We start from the raw sequence: 17,618 nt of genomic DNA on the forward strand, positions 1-17,618 counted from the left end.
ACTCGGTCACCCTCGTGCAGTTGCGCTTCCCTTCGCTCGCTGTGATCAACTCACGGGAGGACTTTCACCTCCAGGAGTACGCCCATGCCGGGCGCACCGATTGTAGGGGCACGGCATGCCGTGCCCCTACAATTATCCGATGAATCATATATTGAGTTGTTTCTTAACCGCCCAAGTCTGTAAAAATCTTCCAAGTTGAGTTCAATCCCTGTGCTTCCCACGGTTTATGCCACTTTGCCACCCCATAAGGGAGGTTTTCGAACACCATCAGCAATCAAAGAAGATGTCTAAAAAGATTTATAGTGCGAGCAGCCGTGTGCTCACACTAGCTCATCATTTTCATCATAGGGCTAAAAAACAAGAACTATGATAAAGAACTTTCGAATGTTATAGGTAACTAGAAGGGGTTGTTACAAAATAGTATAGATAGGGTGTGCGACACGTCCAAAATGATATGATTCTACTTCAGTAACGCTTCTCTTAATCCCCTAGAAAAAGGTTTGGTGATAACACCCACCTCGGTAATGATGCCAGAAATGTATCGGTGAGGAGTAACATCAAAAGCCAGGTAAAGTGCTCGAGCATCCTTTGGGGCAATAGTTTTTTTACCAATGTTAGTAATTTCCCTTGATGGCCGTTCTTCAATAACAATCGCATTGCCCCTTGGAGTTCTAGGATCAATGGTTGACCGTGGAGCCGCAACGTAAAAAGGAATTCCGTGATGTTTTGCCAAAACCGCCAGAGTATAAGTACCGATTTTATTTGCCACGTCTCCATTTGCCGCAATGCGGTCAGCCCCCACCACAATTACATCAATCTTTCGCTTTTGCATAAGGTACCCCGCTGAATTGTCGGTAATAAGAACTACAGGTATGCTTTCTTTCATCAATTCATAGACGGTAAGCCGAGCCCCCTGAAGGTATGGACGAGTTTCACAGGCAAAGACTTGAATGGTTTTATCCTCTTCCCATGCAGATCTAATGACCCCAAGGGCTGTGCCGTAACCTCCTGTAGCCAGAGCACCAGCATTGCAGTAAGTGAGGATACGGGCACCCGGCGGAATAACCGACCTGCCCCATTGACCAATACTTTTATTTATAGCTATGTCCTCTTCAACTAGCGCTTCGGCCTTTTCTCGAAGAGCCTTAATAATATTCTCTACAGGTTCGTTAACTCGTTCCACTGCAACGGATCTCATGACCTCTACGGCCCATTCAAGATTGTAACCCGTGGGGCGAGCCTTTTTCACTCTATCGCACAAAACGTTAAGGCTTTTGAAAAACGCTTCTTTCCCGGAAGCATCCGCAAAAGATCTAACTCCCAAAGCAACAGCAGCAGCACCTGCAAGCCCTACCGCGGGAGCTCCACGAATAGCCATGCTCTTGATAGCATCGATTACCTCATCTGGACTCGTGCATCGCAAATATTTTTCCTCATGTGGAAGATAGCGCTGATCAAGGATAACGCAAACGTCCCCGTCCCAAAAAATAGGTCTTACTTCAGATACTTCGCCCATATCCTCCCCTTTATTTCAATCTATTAAAGCTTCAAGCCGCCAATAAACCCACGTTGCAATGTGTTTTCAAGCTCAGGACAATGATCAATCTCTGAGCTTTTTCAAAATAACCTCGTTTACAAGCTTCGGATTTGCTTTGCCCTGGGTTTTCTTCATAACCTGCCCCACGAAAAATCCCATCAATTTAGCCTCACCTTTACGATATCTTTCAACCTCAACCTGATGCTCCCGAAGAACTTCATCCACAACCCGCTCAATAAGCTCCTTATCAGCAACCTGAGTAAGTCCCTGTTCCTTAACAATCTCAGAAGCTTTTCTGCCGCTTCTATACATTTCTTCAAAGACGGTTTTCGCAATTTTTCCGCTGATGGTTCCATTGTCTATAAGGGAAAGGAGTTCCGCAAGATTTTCTGGCGACACAGGGCAGTCCAAAGGGGAATGACCGCTTCGATTTAGTTCCCTAAGAAGTTCCGAAAGGATCCAGTTGCTAACCGTTTTTGGATTAGGGAAAACAGCCACTGCAGACTCAAAATAATCCGCAAGAACTCGATCGGAAACCAGCACGTCAATATCCTTCTCAGGAATTCCATACTGCTCAGCGAAACGGCGTCTTTTTTCGTCAGGAAGTTCTGGTATGGTTTTTCTAATTTTCTCAATCCAGGCCTTATCTATCACTATAGGCACAAGATCCGGGTCTGGAAAATAGCGATAATCATGCTCTTCCTCTTTTGCTCGCATCCCCACCGTAATCCCTTTTGCCGCATCCCAAAGACGAGTCTCCTGAACAATTTGTTCGCCCTTTTCCAGCAAAGCCCGTTGACGTCTTATTTCAAATTCCAGTGCCCGCTGAACATTTCGGAAGGAATTCATGTTCTTTAGCTCAGTTTTTACTCCCAACTCCTGACTTCCCACAGGACGGAGAGAAACATTAGCATCGCATCGGAAGCTACCTTCTTCCATGTTTCCGTCGCAGATACCAAGGTAAACCACAATATCTCGAAGATTTTTAAGATAGGCTGCAGCTTCTTCGGGGGTGCGAATATCAGGTTCGCTTACAATCTCAAGAAGCGGCACTCCGGCTCTGTTGAAATCAACATAGCTTATCGGCTGATGTTCATCGTGAATGAGCTTTCCTGCATCCTCTTCCATGTGAATTCTTCTAATTCTTATTCGGCGGGTAACTCCATCAAGCGAGACATCTATCCAGCCGTTTTCGGCTATGGGAAGTTTGTATTGAGAAATTTGATAACCCTTGGGCAGATCCGGATAAAAGTAATTTTTGCGAGCAAAGCGGTTTACCGGCGCTATAGAACAATTTGTTGCCAGAGCAAGCTTTAAGGCAAAATCCACCACCTTTCTGTTAAGCACCGGAAGAACTCCCGGCATACCAAGACACACAGGACAGACGTTAGTGTTAGGATCCGCCCCAAATTTGGTGGAACATCCACAAAAGATTTTCGTTTCTGTAAGAAGTTGAGCATGAACTTCAAGCCCTATGACGGCTTCGTATTCCATTTTTAAGTTCACTCCCCCCTTCGATGCTGTAATGACTGCCGCAGGATAGCACACACATAGATGTGCTCCTACCACTCCTTCACCGATCCATCACCAATTTTCGTCTTTATTACCACGTCAAAATAAGATTCGCCACTATAAAAACGCCGACAATTTAATAGAGGCTTACACTAGGAAAAATAATTGAATCGGGTGCTAAAAAGTAATGTGTCCTTTAGATCAGTCGTCCCACCAGCATGAATCGTCCATGATCGACGCCAATTATTTTAACCCGGGCAAGATCTCCTTTTCGTAGTTCCCTGCCGTCGGAAAAAACCAGAACGGAGAGATAGTTATCCGAAGTAGCACGCCACACATTTTTTTGTAAGGGAGATTCCAATATAACCGAGAGTTCCTTGTGAAGCTGGGAAATCATAAAAATCTCTTTCTTTTTACGCCCAAGTTCTCGAAGCATCGACGCTCTACGCCGAATTTCATTTCCGGAAATAATACCCTTTAAATTTGCGGCAGGAGTTCCACTCCTTGGCGAATAGGGAAAAACATGCAGATAAGTTATGGGAAGAGATTCTATTAAGCGATAGGTTTTTTCGAACATTTCATCTCGTTCCCCTGGAAATCCCACAATTACGTCTGCTCCAATAGCAGAATTCGGGAAAGTAGCCCGGATTAAATGAATAACATCTGCATAAAAATCCGGGTCATAGGGGCGTCTCATAAGCTTCAGAACTTCCGGATCCCCACTCTGAAGAGGCACATGAAAATGATGACAAAACCAATCCTGGCTGGCTAAAAAACCAACAAGCTCAGGGGAACATTCAGTAGGTTCAAGAGAACTTAGACGAATCTTTGGAGGTGCCACTCCCTTCTCGTTAAGAAAACTCAGAAGATCAAGAATGTTCTTAGGTGGTGATAAATCTCGCCCCCACTGTCCCAGGTGAATACCCGTGAGAACTACTTCTTTATAACCTGCCACAACCAGGGATCGAATCTGTTCAGCCACTTCCTCCGGGGCAAGGCTTCTACAGATTCCCCTTGTGTAAGGCACTACGCAATAGGAGCAAAAAGCATCACACCCGTCCTGAATTTTTATGAACGCTCTAGAACGTTCATCAAACATTCTTTCGTAGTAAAGAGGTTTTAAAACTTCGGGGGCACAGCTTCTCAGATCGCAAACGGCTACAAAGGGTTTCTCTGTGGTAGCGGGACTTTCCAAGAATTCGGTCAAACGCAGCTTTTCCGCATTACCCAGCACATGCGTAACAAGATGCCGTTCGGCAAGGAGATGTCCCTCGTAGTGAGCAGCACATCCAGCAAAAACATAGGCTGTAGCATTTGGGCAGTGTTTACGAAACTGGTAAAGAGCCTGTCTTGATTCGTAAGATGCTCTGGATGTAACAGCACAGCCATGCACTATGCACACATCGGCGTCTTCTCCGGGCTTAGCTAGTCTGTAACCGTGTCGGAGCAGACTTTCTAACATGAAAGACGATTCACACTGATTGACCTTGCATCCGAAGGTTTTTATAACCACTCGTCGTTCAGGCATAAAACTTTTGGCGCCTCACTATTTTATTTTTTGAACTTCCCTTACGGGGAGAAATCAACTTTCTAAAACATCCAAGACAACTTTCCTAAGAATTTCTTCTACTTTCAGCACTTGAAAAAGATCCATTCTTGAAATCCCAAGAAAAAACCGAACAAAATCTTTTAAGGAGTCCTTCACAGCCAGGCTGTGAACATAGGGACCGTTCTGAGAGAGTTTAGCCACATTGCAAACAACTTCTGACCATCGCTTTATCACAGTTGAGAAAAAGCCATCCCAATAAATATTTTCCAACTCGATCTGTCTCACAGCAACCCTAATTGCAATTTCCACGGGAAGGCGCCATGCTCGAGGTTCAAGATAACCATTTATCAAAAACGGGAAATGCCACACTACTTCGGTAACTGACCAAGATTGTCTATCCGCAAAAGACTTAAAGGCTTCCAGGATAAAAGGTCCCCACCGCATAAGATAAAAAAGAGGATTTGAGCAAGGGCTGGAGAAGTAGAAGCTACCAAGTCCGCGAGCAAGCTCTCTCCAGAATATCTTTGTATCCTCCAGGAGCAGGGAAAACTGTCGTGCTTCATAACAGAGTTCTCTGGCGCACTTGGCTCCATAACCCGTAAGCATCCGGAGATCAACTCCCTGATTTTGTTCAGGATGAAGGAGGCAACCAATCGTCCCTAAAGCGGGATTGAGATACCCAAGCCCCCAACACCAAAACCCCACAACGGGTTTGTCACGGAGATCTGTCCGTGAAAGCCATCTATCCCGGTTTTCTCGAAACTCCCGCTTAAGACTTGAAACATAAAGTAAATGATCATACCCGGCTGGTCTAATGGGTGGACAGCATCGAAAGCAGGATGTATCATTAAAAGGCATGCAGAGAGTTAACCGGTTCATAAATAAGGTGAATTTTATAAGTTAAATTTAAATACCGAAAGATTCTTCTTTCGGTATCCCAAACAGGGAGGGTAGAATGCCAATTTATGAGTTTAGATGTATTAATTGTGGCAACGTTGAAGAAGTGCTCATCATTTCCTCCAGCGAGCAAGTAGAACTTAAATGTAAAGAATGTGGTGGAGACAGCTTTGAACGTATTGTTAGCAGAACAAGTCATTTTGTAAAATCATCATCTTCTTCAGAATCGCCATCTTTAACTACCAGATCCTGTTCACCTAGCTCATCTTGTTCAACCATAACTCTACCCGGGCACACTCGCTAGGCAGATTGGCAGGGGTGACGGTATAGGTCACCCCATCCAATTAATGCTTTAAAAGGGCTCTGGCAAAAAGATCAGGCTGAAATGGGCGAAGATCATTTATGCCCTCTCCTACTCCGATGAACCTTATTGGAATGCCGAATTCGTGGCATATACCGATAACGACGCCCCCTTTAGCTGTGCCGTCCAGTTTTGTCAGTATGAGTCCCGAAATGTTCATTTCTTCCTTGAAGATTTTTACTTGAGAATAAGCGTTCTGACCGGTAGTAGCATCCAGAACCAAAAAAGTTTCATGAGGGGCGTCGGAGATTTTCTTTGCCATTACGCGACGTATCTTTTTAAGTTCTTCCATAAGATTCGACTTAGTGTGCATTCGTCCTGCCGTATCAACAATTACCACATCGTAACCTCTAGATAATGCCGATTCGAGAGCGTCATAAGCGACAGCGGATGGGTCTGCTCCAGGCTTCTGCTTTATTACAGGCACTCCTATTCGTTCCGCCCATAAAGCTAGCTGATCAATGGCGGCGGCTCTAAAAGTATCTCCAGCCACAACAAGAGGCTTTTTACCTTCGGTTTTCCAGAAGTGAGCAAGTTTAGCTATTGTTGTAGTCTTTCCGACACCATTAACACCAACAACCATAACGACAAAGGGAGAAGCACGGTCAAGGTTGATGGAATCTGCAGAAATATCCACTAGCGAAGCGATTTCTTCCTCAAGCATCCTGTATAGTTCTGACGGATCCTGAACCGCCTCCTTTTTTACACGATTGCTCAGGCGATCAAGGAGTGTTCTGGTAGCACCGACTCCCACGTCGGATGTAATAAGGATTTCTTCAAGTTCATCAAACAATTCACGGTCTATAGTCTGTCTGTTTTTGAAAAGCCTTTCCACTCTAGCAGAAAGGTGTTCTCTGGTCTTCTGAAGTCCTCTAACTAAACGTCCCAGGAAACTCTCCCGTTCTTTGGACTCTTCATGAAAACTCTGATCATCGGTATCGCTTTCCTGGGTCTCTTCGGTAACTTCTGAGCTTGACTCCGGGAACACATCTAGATTTTGTATTTCCTTATCGTTTGATTCTTTATCTTCTTTTTTCTTTTTTCCAGGCCACCAAATCATGGAATCTCCCTCGATTGATACTTGTTTAGCCGTAAAGGTAACGCCGCAGAGATAGGTAACACATTTTGAAGGAGCAAAAAAGCATGGAATAGCATTTTTTTATTGCGATAGAGGGAGAATGTTGCTATAGCGTGAATGAATCATCATTCATTCATTTGAAAACATAAAAAATGTTGCACAATAGTTAAAAATCTGATCAAGAGGAATTGGCGAGCTAGACGCCATCAATTAAAAAATTACAAGGAGGAGGACGGACGTGAACATTGTAGTGCTTCTCAAACAGACACCGGATACTGAATCGGTCATCCGGATAGCAGATGATGGCAAATCCATCGTTACGACAGATCTTAAATGGATCATCAATCCTTACGATGAGTTTGCCGTAGAGGCAGCCCTAAGGCTTAAGGAAAAACACGGGGGAACGGTAACAATAGTAAGCTGGGGACCACAGCGCGTTGTAGAATCCATACGCACGGCTTTGGCAATGGGCGCCGATAAAGGTGTTCTTATTGATGACAGCGCTCTTGATGAAAGCGATAGTCTCGGCATTGCAAAGGTTCTCGCTGCTGCTGTAAAACAGCTCAATCCGGATATAGTTCTTTGTGGACATCGGGCAGTAGATTACGACCACAACCAGAGAGGACCGATGGTGGCAGAACTTCTGGGATGGCCTCACCTTCCTCTGGCTCTTTCTATGGAATGTGATGGACAGACGGTAAAAATCGAAAGGCCTGTAGAAGGAGGCAAGATGATTCTTTCTTCGCCCCTTCCAGTAGTTGTCACTATGGGTGGGTCCCACGCTGTATGGAATCCCAGATATGCCAGCCTCCCTGGCATTATGAAAGCGAAGAAGAAACCTCTTGAAGTTAAGAAACTTGCAGATCTTGGTTTGAGCCCTGACGAATGTGGAGGATCTGCGGCAAAGATCAGACTCGTAGAGCTCCAGCGTCCACCAGAAAGAAAAGCCGGAAAGATTATAAACGGCAATCTCGACACAGAAGGCAAAGCAAGAGAACTGGTTCGGCTGCTTCACGAAGAAGCGGGTGTTATATAACGGAGGGGAGGTAAAATCAAAATGGCTGAGTCGGTATGCATTGTAGCAGAATACAGGGACGGAAACTTCAGAAAGGTTTCCTTTGAAATAGCCAGTGAAGGGCGTCGCATTGCTGACGCTCTGGGACTTAAGCTTTACGGCATTGCCGTAGGATCCGGGGTCACGGCTGTTGCTCCCAAATTGGGTCACTACGGTGCTGATAAAGTGTTTGTAATCGATAACCCAGCATTAGAACATTACAATGCCGAAACTTACGCACCTGTGATAGCGGATGTTATAAAGGATGCGCAGCCGGCTGTTGTTCTTCTTCCTGCATCCATGAACGGTAAAGATCTAGCTGCTCGTCTTGCCGCTCGTTTGGAAGCTGGACTCGCTCAAGATTCAACTGAAATCGCCATCTCTGATGGAAAGATCAAGGCAAAACGTCCTCTTTTTGGTGGCAAGTGTCTCGGATGGTATGAATGGGCTGATGGAGCTCTTGTTATGATTTCCTGCCGTCCAAACGTTATGTCCTGTCTCACACCTGATGAAGGCAAACAAGCTGAAATAGTATCTGTAAATGCGACGATCCCTGCCGTCAAATCTCAAGTTCTTGGCGCAGAAATGGACACTTCAGGAAAGGTTGAACTCACAGAAGCCGACATTATCGTCTCTGGCGGTCGAGGCATGAAGGCGGCAGAAAACTTTGCAATTCTGGAAGAACTGGCAAAGGTGCTTGGAGCAGCAGTTGGAGCTTCCCGAGCTGCTGTTGATGCGGGCTGGCGACCTCATTCTGATCAGGTTGGACAAACGGGTAAGGTGGTTACTCCAAACCTTTACATCGCCGTTGGAATATCTGGAGCCATTCAGCACCTTGCCGGCATGGGATCTTCTAAATACATTGTGGCTGTCAATAAAGATCCTGACGCTCCAATCTTCAGCAAAGCCGACTACGGCATTGTGGAAGATCTATTCAAGTTCATTCCTGCCTTTACGGAAGAGGTGAAAAAATATAAAAGCACCTGTTAGTTGAAAGTGTTCGATTTGGAGGGGGGACGGGAAGTTCCCCCCTTTTTCTTTAAAATCAATCTGGAGGCTGAGAGTTATGAGTGTTGAATCTATGGAAGCCCTGTGGATTGCCCATTACGATCCGGGAGTGCCCAGACACGCCACATATCCGGATGATCCTCTCCCTGTAGTCCTTGGAAAAAACGTAGAAAAGTGGCCACAGTCACCGGCTACATATTTTTACGGCAAGACTCTTACCTACAGAAAACTCTGGGATCGAATAATGCGATTCGCAGAGGCTCTAGCTCGACTAGGAGTTGGAAAAGAAACCAAAGTTGGAATAATGCTTCCCAACTGTCCTCAGTTCTTCATCGCATATTATGCTACTCTATGGCTTGGTGGCGTGGTTGTGAACACAAATCCAATGTATGTAGAGCGGGAAATAGAACATCAATGGAATGATGGGGATGTAGAGTATGCCGTGGTGCTGGATCATCTATACCCCAAGGTTGCATCTGTGCTTGATAAAACAAAGGTCAAAAAAGTTATTGTAACCAGCCTTCGCGAGGCTCTACCCTTCCCTATTTCCATGCTCTACCCCCTAAAAGCAAGAAAACAAAAGCTTTTTACCAAAGTTCCTTATGGTGGTAACGTGCTGAACTTTAGTGATCTAATAAACCGGACGCCTCCAACAGATCGTCCCTGCACGGCAACTCTTGAAGATCTTGCTGTTTTGCAATATACAGGAGGCACCACGGGTGTAGCCAAAGGTGCTATGCTTACCCACAGGAATATTCTCGCCAACGTTGTGCAAATCAACAGCTGGTTCCCCGATGTTCGAATGAACGAAGAACGAGTTGTGGGTTTGTTGCCTTTGTTTCATGTCTTCGGCATGACTGTCTGTATGAACTACGCCCTTTACACAGGAAGTTATGTTTGTTTGATACCCAAGTTCGAAATAAACGATTTGCTTAAACTGCTTCATAAGTTCAAACCTACCCTTTTCCCGGGCGTTCCGACTCTTTATGTGGCTATACTAAATCATCCTCAGATAAATAAGTTTGATCTTTCTTCTGTTAGATTTTGTATCACAGGTTCGGCTCCCATGCCCGTCGATGTTCTAAAAAGATTCGAAGAAATGACGGGCAGTGTCATCGTAGAAGGTTTTGGACTAAGCGAAGCAAGTCCGGTCACACACTGCAATCCTATTTATGGACTTAGAAAACCAGGTTCTGTTGGGCTTCCAGTGCCAGACACCTACGCAAAGATTGTTGATCTAGAAACGGGAGAACAGGAACTTCCCCCGGGAGAAACTGGGGAACTGGTTATCAAAGGTCCCCAGGTTATGAAAGGCTACTGGAAAAAACCTGAAGAAACAAAACAGGCTCTTCGTAACGGCTGGCTCCATACGGGCGACATAGCCATGATGGATGCTGATGGTTACACCTTTATCGTCGATCGCAAAAAGGACATGATTATTGCCGGGGGTTATAATATCTATCCTCGCGAAATTGATGAAGTCCTTTACAGCCATCCAAAGGTTCTCGATGCAGCAACAATAGGGGTCCAGGATCCCTACCGTGGTGAAACTGTAAAGGTCTTTGTAGTTCCAAAGCCGGGAGAAACTCTTACGGAAGAAGAAATTATTTCATTCTGCAAGGCAAGACTAGCGGCTTACAAGGTTCCACGGATTGTGGAAATCAGAGAAAGTCTTCCTAAGAGTAGCGTTGGAAAAATTCTCCGAAAAGATCTAAAGGCTGAAGAGGAATCTAAAGCAACAAAGAAGAGTTAAGGATCTCGATGGATTGAAGATTATGAACTCTCTGCCTATTAGCCTGCCTATCAAAAAAATGACCAGGGCTCGTCTTGCAAAGACTAACAAGTGGCTGATCCTTTCTCTGTAAATCTCAAAATGATAAGATAACAAAGGGCACCCCACCGGGTGCCCACCTACAAAATACCACACGCTAAAAAGCCTGGATTACTATGAGCAAGGAAACTTCTTTAAGAAAAGAGCTTATCCTGGCTGCCTCATTTGATTTTTATTTCCTTCAGAGTCATGATTATCCTAGGGATCGGTCTTTAGAATTGGTGGGAAATCGCTATGGACTTACGGTAAGAGAACGAAACGTCCTTAGACGAGGAGTTTTTGGTCATAGGGACGCTTTAACACGAAGAGGTAAACGAACAACCATTACAGAACTGGAAAATAGAAGCCTAACTGTCGATGGTCATAATGTTCATATTACGGTAGAAAGCGCAATAATTGAGCGGGTCATTATTAAAGGCAACGATGGGGCTCTTCGAGATATAGCAGAAATATCGAGCGGTTTCAGACTAACGGAATTAAGTCTTTTTGCAGCAGAGATTATATGTAAATTCCTTGCAGGACTTAATATAAATGAAGTTGCTATATATTTTGACGCTCCCATAAGCATGAGTGGGGAATTGGCAAAGATATATAGAGAACTCTTTCGTAAATACAAAATAAAAGGAACTGCCCAGGTAGTCTCCGTGCCAGAAAAGCAATTTTCCTATGAAAAAACCGTTATTGCCAGCAGCGACAGTGCCGTTATTGATCGATCAAATGCCTGGCTGGATCTCGCTTTTCTGGCAATCAACACCGAAAAATACTTAATACCCTTCATGGATTTTTCATTCTTAAGCAAGTTGTGGCAAATCCCTGACTTTTCTTAATAGTCCTTTCAAATTATTCTTGAGAGTCGAATCAATTTTAAGTAACGTCATTTTTTTGAAATGGACCGGTCGCCCCATATGGTCATGTCGCTGGTAGCTAAGAATGTAGAAGGAGGATCGCATGGTTACACAGCAAGGGCAGACAGCTTTGATTGCATGCCAATATGATGACTTCACAGAGCGACTAAAAGCCATACTATCCCAGGAAGGATTCAAAATTGAGATTGCCAAAAACGGCTATGAAGCTGTGCGCATAATAAATCGTCAGCAAATCCACATAGCCTTTATAGAAGACACTCTCAAAGGAAAAAACGGGATGGAAATTCTGGATTATCATCATAGTCTTGGGCTTTCTTTTCCTGTGATCATAGTTGCCAGAGAACCATCTGTTGAAAAGGCTGTAAAAGCTATGCAACAGGGAGCATATAACTATCTTGCCTACGATGCGATTGATATTCCGGACTCTATTATTAAGGCAGTAAAAGACGGATGCTACTGTAGCGAAAAAGCTATTTCAATCTCATTACCCGAAGTTTCAGAAGATTCGCAACAACAGGAAGAAATTCAATTCTTTGAAGAACTCGTGGGGACTAGTGCTCCAATGAAAAGGCTTTACCGGCTGATAGACCGAGTGGCCCAATCTGATGTAACTGTTCTTATCACCGGGGAAAGCGGGACAGGAAAAGAACTGGTTGCTCACTCAATACATCGCAGAAGCAATCGTCGCAACAAACCTTTTGTGCCTGTAAATTGTGGAGCAATACCTGAAGAACTTCTGGAAAGCGAATTTTTTGGACATGAAAAAGGGGCTTTTTCTGGAGCCATCCGAACAAAGATTGGTAGATTTGAACTGGCTAACGGAGGCACTATATTTCTCGATGAAATCGGGGAAATGAAGTTACCCCTTCAGGTAAAGCTCTTGAGATTTCTTCAGGAACATAAATTTGAGCGAGTTGGAGGGCTTAAGACGATAGAAGTTGATGTTCGAGTCATCGCCGCTACGAACAAGGATTTATGGAAAGCCGTTCAGGAAGGGATTTTCAGGGAGGACCTTTTTTACAGAATAAACGTTGTGCCCATTCACATCCCCCCTCTTAGGGAAAGGAAAGAGGACATTCAGCTTTTAGTAGATCACTTTCTCACGCGTTATGCTTCTTCCGAAGATGGTGGACAGAAAAAGATTATAAGTCCTGAAGTGATCGAATGCTTTATGGAGTATCCGTGGCCTGGAAACGTGAGGGAACTCGAAAATATCATTAAGCGTTTGATCATACTTTCAGATGGAGACAAAATTACAGTAGATGATCTTCCTGAGCGCTTTCAACAAAAGAAAGAAAAATCGCAAGATGTTTTCCCATTTGCCAAATTACCCGAAGAGGGCATAGATCTTAAGCAAACTCTCGAAGAACTCGAAAGGCTGTTTATTCAGCAGGCACTGGAAAGAACCGGTGGTGTCAAAAATCAGGCAGCAAAACTCCTGGGGCTTAACAGAACCACACTCATAGAGAAAATGAAAAAACTCGGTTTAAGTTTGTCCACCAAATCAAAAGACTAACAATGGCACTAAAATTGCTAAAGGAAAAACCGGAATTCTGTAATCTAACAGAAGGTCCGTAAAGTGGAAAAAAAGACTCATAGATGGATAAAAATTACACTGTCCTTATTCTTTCGCTTGAAACAGAGGGTACTTGTTTTTTTGTTCCTTATGATTGTGGGATATTTGACAGGAGAATTAGGAATATCACACTGCTATGCAGAAAAAATGGTGGGATTTTCCGTTGAATCAGATATCCAAACGGTGCGTCTTAATTTTGTCATGGATGGGGGTTTTCCCAAAAAGGTGGACACCAAAAATCTGCCCCAAATCAAAGTGTTATTCAAAGATCTACAGGTAGAAGAAAAAGTCAAAAGGAGTCTTGAATCTCCTCCATCTATTGTAAAAAATATAAAAATTACTGAAGGTGAAGAAGGAGTTCTGGAAATTCTGCTTGCAGATCCAAAAGCCCAGCTTGAATATTTGATTCTACCGATTACCAGTGCTGAAAGAACAGGCACATACCGTCTGGTTTTTGACGTTGTAACTTCTAAGGCCTTTATTTCCCAGAAAGAACCACCCCTTGAAAAAATCCTAGAAGAAGAGGCAGCTCGACTTGAAAAACAACCCCTTTCCCCAATGAAGGAAAAGGAAGCTGAAAAATCAAAACCATTTCCGGGAGAAATCCCCTTTGATGAAATATTCTTCGTTGAGGCAAATAAGGCTTATGATCAAAATGAATACAATCGTGCGATAAGTCTTTACAAACGATACATAGAAAGAAACAAGGGTGAACACATCAGTGAAGCCCATTATGGACTTGCAATAAGCCTGTATCGCCTTCACGAAAAAGAATTGGCTCAATTGGGAATTGAAGTAAGCGAGGCACTTCAACAAGCTTTGGACAAGTCACCTAACGATCCTAGAGCTCCCTTAGTTCGATGTTTTCTTGCAAATGTTTTTCTTGAAACAGGCATGACAAAGCGAGCTCAAAACATTATTGAAGAAATCCTAAAAGGCCCATCCCCAAATGACGCAACTTTCTGCGCATGGAAAACTATTGGGAGAATTCACCTTCAAAGGGCTAACTACATTGAAACTATCAAAGCTTTCTATGAAGCAACAAAACTATCCACATCGCCCCAAGATGCAGCAGAGATGTCACTTCTTATGGGGAAAACTCTATCTACAGGCGGAGCCTATAAACCAGCCCTTGGTCAGCTAAAAAGAGCTCTTGAGTTATACCCTGCGATCTATCTAGAGCATCCAGAATTTCTTAAAATTCTTGGAGAAACCCTTTTTGGCATGAGAGATTACCAAGGAGCGTTAAAAGCCTTTCTCTGGTATCTAAACTTATCTCCTAAGGCACCATCAGACGACATGTTATGGGCTTACATCGCCGAGACGCTACTGCAAAGCCGCAAAGAAGTTATCGCTGAACGCCTTCAAAACAGCATCATTGTAAATATGCCCGATACCGAGGGTGGATATATAATGCTACTTAGAAAAGCTCAAATGCTTGAGGAAAAGGGCAAACATCAGCAAGCTCTCACTATTTACGAAGATCTTGCCACAAAATCGCTTCCCGAGGCACTTTCATTTATACTTAACTTCAGATGGGCATCGCTCCTTAAGGATCAGAAAAGATTTGAGGAAGCTCTTGCCAAGGTTAACGGGTTCTTAGAAAACTTATCATCGCGCAAGGAAGGAATTTCCACTATAGATGAATTTATCGAATTGAAGGGCGATATCGTCAGGGATTGGTTACTTGAAGAATACCAAAACGGGCATTACCAAAAAGTTGTTGAAATCTACAAAAACCACCTTGGGGACATTGTAGAAAATCAGTCTATCACCGAAGCGGTCGCTACTAGTTTTTACAAAGAAAAGGATTGTTTTAAGGCATCAGAACTTTTCGAAAAACTTCTCCTTACTGCTCAAAAACCTCCAAGGGAATGGTTGCTGAGTTCTGCTTATTGTGCCTATGTTATGGGAGAATTCGACAAAGCAGAAACGCTTTTTCGCAGAATTCCGGATCTTGACAGAGAACATGCCGTCATTTTTGGAAAACTTCTCATGATTCGCAAAAAATTCGCCGAAGCAAAAAAAATCTTCGAAAAGCTTATTTCATCCTACGGTTTTGATAAAGAAACAGCTTTTTACCTCATAGAATGCCTTATCGAACTCAAAGACTGGAACTATGCCCTGCAAACTATTTCTAATGTCACTAACCAAATCAATGATCTTAATTCCGATGAGCAGTTCAGGCTGTTTAAGCTCCAAATTCAATGTCTTGAAGCCATGAAGCGAGTTCCTGAACTCATACAAAAGGTTACAGAAGCCATCAACATAGCACCATCTCAAGAAGAAAAATGTCAGCTTATCTACAAGCTTTACAATCTCTATATATCTTCTCAACAGTTGGATTTATCCGAGTCCACCCTAAAGCAACTCTCTCAATGTGAAGATCCTTTCTGGAAAAAAGTTGGTGAAGAAGGTTTAAGGTATCTAGATTTTGTCAAAAGAGTTGAAGGAAAAAAGAAAGCATCCGAGGTTACAGAGAGACAATGAAGATTGGAGTTGTAAAAAATCAGCATATACCCGTCAAAGATTTGCAATCGGAAGAACATGATGTTCGGATATTCTCATCCACATCAGAACTGGCCAATTCAATATCCAGTTATGGTTTCGATATTCTTTTTGTTCCTCTACAAAACCCCATTCAGGAAACGGCTGCAATTATAGACAAGATCAAAACGATTTCCCCAAGGGCATATTTAATTGCTCTCACAGATCACCCGAGCGTTGATGATGCAATGTTTCTAGTAAAACACGGGGCTGACGATGTGTGGGTGGTTCCGACAGCAAAGGAGCGATTCATAAAAACCGTTGAATGGCTAAAGGAATCATCTTCACCTGTGAATTATACAGAAGATAGCGATAGGCCTATTATATCAGTAAGCCAAAAGATGAAAGAACTTATACAGTTGGCTCGCCGAGTAGCTAACAGCGAAGCATCTGTTTTTATTCAAGGAGAAAGCGGAACGGGTAAAGAACTCTTTGCACGATATATCCACAAAAACAGTCCTAGAAGACGAGGGCCATTCATATCTATAAACTGTGCAGCAATTCCCGAAACCCTTCTTGAAAGCGAACTTTTTGGTTACGAAAGAGGAGCCTTCACGGGAGCAACTCGCCAGAAACCAGGTAAATTTGAGCTTGCTCAGGGGGGAACTATTCTACTTGACGAAGTTACAGAAATCCCAATCCATTTACAGGCAAAGCTCCTTAGAGTGCTCCAGGAACGTGAAGTGGAGCGGATCGGTGGAACTCGCCCAATACCTTTGAATGTGCGGATCATAGCAACAACAAACGTTGTGGTAGAAGAAAAAGTAAAGGATGGCTCTTTTCGTAAAGATCTCTACTACCGTCTAAATGTCATGCCCATTAAGATACCCCCTCTTAGGGAACGATCTGAAGACATTATTCCCATAGCGGAGTACGTTCTATCTAAGATTGCCAAATTAGAAAATTCTACTCCCAAGGAACTTTCGCAAGCAGCAAAAGATAAGTTGAAGAAATATTCCTGGCCTGGAAATGTAAGAGAATTAGAAAATGTTATTCAGCGTGCCCACATCCTCGCTCCGTCTCGGGAAATTCTCCCTCAGCACATACTTTTTGATGAAGATGTTAGGGACCTGTCAAACGATGAAAGTCATAATATCCCAACTCTTATGCCCATTCGCGAAATGGAACGCAGGTTGATTTATAAAGCTCTGGAAGTTACCAACGGCAATCGCACCAAGGCTGCGGAAGTTCTCGGCATAACGGTAAGAACTCTACGGAACAAACTGAAAGAATACGGAAGGTCCCTTGATTTGAATTCGAAATAATCAATTACCCTCCTGGAAGGATATACATAGAACTCTTTTCTCAAGACATTTTTGCAAAAGATTGAAGGCAAGAACCGAAAAGGGGTATCAACCTTTATCAAGAGATCTTGCTAAGGAAGGTAGAATCTGACACTGAGTAAATGAGGTAAGCAATGAAAAAACTCCCCATAGGAATTCAGAGTTTTGAAGAGATAAGATCGGAAGGTTATTACTACGTTGACAAGACCACCTTTGTTAAAAAACTTGTAAGCGAAGGTAAATATTACTTCCTCTCCCGTCCTCGTCGCTTTGGTAAGTCTTTGTTTTTAGACACCTTAAGACAGGCCTTTCTTGGTAAAAGAGAGCTTTTCAGAGAACTTTATCTGGACAATCATTGGGACTGGAGCAAAAGTTATCCTGTAATTTATATAGACTTTGCTGAGGGGGTTATTGATTCGAGGGATGCTCTGTCTAAAACGATTGAATCGATTCTCCGAAGGTACGGAAAATTTTACGGGATAACCTACGAAGAAGAACTCCTTAATCTTAGATTTAGAG

The 17,618-nt window shown here is 43.4% G+C and carries 14 protein-coding genes; 9 read left to right on the forward strand and 5 right to left on the reverse strand.

The genetic code is table 11. From position 1 onward, the window contains the following. Positions 1–460 precede the first annotated feature (460 nt). The 4 genes from mtnA to WHS38_12110 all read right to left on the reverse strand — a co-directional run bounded on the left by mtnA (position 461) and on the right by WHS38_12110 (position 5,456). Positions 461–1,516, reverse strand: coding sequence for an S-methyl-5-thioribose-1-phosphate isomerase (gene mtnA, locus WHS38_12095; GenBank protein MEJ5301719.1), 1,056 nt, complete (start codon positions 1,514–1,516; stop codon positions 461–463). 84 nt (positions 1,517–1,600) lie between these two features. Continuing rightward, positions 1,601–3,031 (reverse strand): Asp-tRNA(Asn)/Glu-tRNA(Gln) amidotransferase subunit GatB, encoded by a 1,431-nt coding sequence (gene gatB / locus WHS38_12100; protein ID MEJ5301720.1) that lies wholly within the window; start codon positions 3,029–3,031, stop codon positions 1,601–1,603. Positions 3,032–3,245: 214 nt separating this feature from the next. Next, positions 3,246–4,577, reverse strand: coding sequence for a tRNA (N(6)-L-threonylcarbamoyladenosine(37)-C(2))-methylthiotransferase MtaB (gene mtaB / locus WHS38_12105; protein MEJ5301721.1), 1,332 nt, complete (start codon positions 4,575–4,577; stop codon positions 3,246–3,248). Positions 4,578–4,631: 54 nt separating this feature from the next. After that, the gene (locus WHS38_12110) at positions 4,632–5,456 is read right to left on the reverse strand and encodes a hypothetical protein (GenBank protein ID MEJ5301722.1); all 825 of its coding nucleotides are present in this window, start codon (positions 5,454–5,456) and stop codon (positions 4,632–4,634) included. A gap of 97 nt (positions 5,457–5,553) precedes the next feature. On the opposite strand from WHS38_12110, the gene WHS38_12115 reads away from it, so the two are divergent. Then, positions 5,554–5,799: a zinc ribbon domain-containing protein gene (locus WHS38_12115; protein MEJ5301723.1), complete on the forward strand. Its 246-nt coding sequence runs from the start codon at positions 5,554–5,556 to the stop codon at positions 5,797–5,799. Between the two features lie 40 nt (positions 5,800–5,839). Here WHS38_12115 and ftsY read toward each other — a convergent pair whose 3' ends face one another. After that, positions 5,840–6,916 (reverse strand): signal recognition particle-docking protein FtsY, encoded by a 1,077-nt coding sequence (ftsY, locus tag WHS38_12120; GenBank protein ID MEJ5301724.1) that lies wholly within the window; start codon positions 6,914–6,916, stop codon positions 5,840–5,842. 256 nt (positions 6,917–7,172) lie between these two features. Here ftsY and WHS38_12125 point away from each other — a divergent pair, with 256 nt between their 5' ends. From WHS38_12125 to WHS38_12160, 8 genes are all read left to right on the forward strand, one after another. After that, a complete protein-coding gene (locus tag WHS38_12125) occupies positions 7,173–7,970 on the forward strand; it encodes an electron transfer flavoprotein subunit beta/FixA family protein (protein ID MEJ5301725.1) in 798 nt (265 codons plus the stop codon). A 21-nt stretch (positions 7,971–7,991) separates the two neighbouring features. Further along, positions 7,992–8,978: an electron transfer flavoprotein subunit alpha/FixB family protein gene (locus WHS38_12130; GenBank protein MEJ5301726.1), complete on the forward strand. Its 987-nt coding sequence runs from the start codon at positions 7,992–7,994 to the stop codon at positions 8,976–8,978. Between the two features lie 76 nt (positions 8,979–9,054). Next, complete coding sequence (locus WHS38_12135; protein MEJ5301727.1) at positions 9,055–10,749, forward strand: long-chain fatty acid--CoA ligase; 1,695 nt, start codon at positions 9,055–9,057, stop codon at positions 10,747–10,749. Positions 10,750–10,943: 194 nt separating this feature from the next. Beyond that, positions 10,944–11,654, forward strand: a complete 711-nt coding sequence (locus WHS38_12140) for a DUF434 domain-containing protein (GenBank protein ID MEJ5301728.1) — start codon at positions 10,944–10,946, stop codon at positions 11,652–11,654. 121 nt (positions 11,655–11,775) lie between these two features. Beyond that, positions 11,776–13,209 (forward strand): sigma-54 dependent transcriptional regulator, encoded by a 1,434-nt coding sequence (locus WHS38_12145; GenBank protein MEJ5301729.1) that lies wholly within the window; start codon positions 11,776–11,778, stop codon positions 13,207–13,209. A gap of 63 nt (positions 13,210–13,272) precedes the next feature. Further along, positions 13,273–15,759 carry a tetratricopeptide repeat protein gene (locus WHS38_12150; protein MEJ5301730.1) on the forward strand — a complete coding sequence of 829 codons (2,487 nt, stop codon included), beginning with the start codon at positions 13,273–13,275 and terminating at the stop codon, positions 15,757–15,759. Next, positions 15,756–17,081 carry a sigma-54 dependent transcriptional regulator gene (locus WHS38_12155; GenBank protein ID MEJ5301731.1) on the forward strand — a complete coding sequence of 442 codons (1,326 nt, stop codon included), beginning with the start codon at positions 15,756–15,758 and terminating at the stop codon, positions 17,079–17,081. The genes WHS38_12150 and WHS38_12155 overlap by 4 nt, the downstream gene beginning before the upstream one ends. Positions 17,082–17,233: 152 nt before the next feature. Beyond that, positions 17,234–17,618, forward strand: a 385-nt coding sequence (locus WHS38_12160; protein MEJ5301732.1) for an AAA family ATPase, incomplete at its 3' end; no start/stop codon positions are given.

This window comes from Thermodesulforhabdaceae bacterium, assembly GCA_037482015.1.
Taxonomy (GTDB): Bacteria; Desulfobacterota; Syntrophobacteria; order Syntrophobacterales; family Thermodesulforhabdaceae; genus JAOACS01.